This is a genomic window from Geminicoccus flavidas (assembly GCF_009806515.1).
Taxonomy (GTDB): domain Bacteria; phylum Pseudomonadota; class Alphaproteobacteria; order Geminicoccales; family Geminicoccaceae; genus Geminicoccus; species Geminicoccus flavidus.
In genome coordinates, this window is the sequence record NZ_WUJP01000155.1 from 1 (window position 1) to 1570 (window position 1570).

General features: G+C 68.3%; 3 protein-coding genes. All 3 read right to left on the bottom strand.

The genetic code is table 11. The features are described 5' to 3' along the window. Positions 1-693 (bottom strand): electron transfer flavoprotein subunit beta/FixA family protein (locus tag EQG76_RS04210; protein WP_159710887.1); only part of this gene is annotated, 693 nt, incomplete at its 3' end. 175 nt (positions 694-868) lie between these two features. Next, on the bottom strand, positions 869-1426 hold the full coding sequence (locus EQG76_RS04215; RefSeq protein ID WP_159710889.1) for a cob(I)yrinic acid a,c-diamide adenosyltransferase: 558 nt from the start codon (positions 1424-1426) through the stop codon (positions 869-871). 17 nt (positions 1427-1443) lie between these two features. Further along, the gene (locus tag EQG76_RS33270) at positions 1444-1569 is read right to left on the bottom strand and encodes an HIG1 domain-containing protein (RefSeq protein WP_407925503.1); all 126 of its coding nucleotides are present in this window, start codon (positions 1567-1569) and stop codon (positions 1444-1446) included. Between the last annotated feature and the right edge of the window lies 1 nt (position 1570).

Sequence of the window (1570 nt, forward strand, 5' to 3'; positions counted from 1 at the left end):
CTTGACCCCGGCCTTGCGGGCGGACGGCTCCTCGACCTGCACGTACTGGAGGCGCGGGGCGACATCGACGCCGAGATCGGCGGGCTTGACCACGTCGAGCGGCTTCTTCTTGGCCTTCATGATGTTGGGCAGGGAAGCGTAGCGCGGCTCGTTCAGCCGGAGGTCCACGGTCAACACAGCCGGCAGCTTCACCGCGATCGTCTGGATGCCCTCGTCGACCTCGCGCCCGGCCTCGGCCCGGCCGTCCGCCACTGTCAGCCGGCTGACGAAGGTTGCCTGCGGCCAGCCCAGCAGGGCCGCCAGCATCTGCCCGGTCTGGTTGCTGTCGTCGTCGATCGCCTGCTTGCCCATCAGGACGAGCTGGGGCTCCTCCTTCTTCACGACCGCCGCCAGGAGCTTGGCGACCGCGAGCGGCTGCAGCTCGTCCGTGCTCTCGATCAGGATGGCGCGGTCGGCACCCATGGCCAGCGCGGTGCGCAGGGTTTCCTGCGCCTTCGGCTCGCCGGCCGACACGGCGACGATCTCGGTCGCGACCCCGGCTTCCTTCAGGCGGATCGCCTGCTCGCAGGCGATCTCATCGAACGGGTTCATCGACATCTTTACGTTCGCGATGTCGACGCCGGACCGGTCCGCCTTGACCCTGATCTTGACGTTGTAATCGACCACCCGCTTGACGGGCACCAGGACCTTCATTGCGCCACCTGTTTCATCCGACGCGGCTTCAACAAGCGCTTCCCGCCGTCGGTAACCCGATTCGTATTGCAACGCACAAGGGCGATAAGACGCGCCTTGGTGCGTGTCAATCAGCGCAGCCGGTGCGCTGCGACCGACCGACGCCAGTGATGGCCGCCCCGCCGGGGCCGCTCTCCTAGCGATTGGCGCCCGGCACCCAGAGCACGTCGCCGGCACCATCGTCATTGGCCGCACGGGCCAGGACGAAGAGATGGTCGGACAGCCGGTTGAGGTAGCGGACCACCGCCGGGTTCACCGCCTCCTGCTCCGCCAGCGCCACCACCCCGCGCTCGGCGCGGCGGACGACGGTGCGGGCCAGATGCAGGCAAGCCGAGAGGGCGCTGCCGCCCGGCAGCACGAAGGACTGCAGCGGCTGCAGTGCCGCGTTCAGCCGGTCGATCTCCGCTTCCAGGCGGTCGACCTGGGCATCGCTCACCCGCAGGCGGGCAGCATCGCCATCGTCCGGTCGGCAGAGGTCGGCGCCGAGATCGAACAGGTCGTTCTGGATGCGCGCCAGCATTGCATCGTGATCGGCCTTGGCGTGCAGCCGGGCGAGCCCGATCGTCGCGTTGGCCTCGTCGACGTTGCCGTAGGCTTCGACCCTGAGCGCATGCTTGGCGACCCTGGTGCCATCGCCCAGGGACGTCCGTCCCTGGTCGCCGCCCCGCGTGTAGATGCTGGTGAGCTGGACCATCGCCGTACCTCGGGCCGCTAGCTGTAGGCGAGGAACAGGATCACCAGCACCGCCAGTGCCGCGAACTGCAGTCCCACCCGCCAGCGCATCAGCACGTTCGAGTACTTGCGGTTGAACTCGCCGCCGCGGAAGAACCCTACCAGT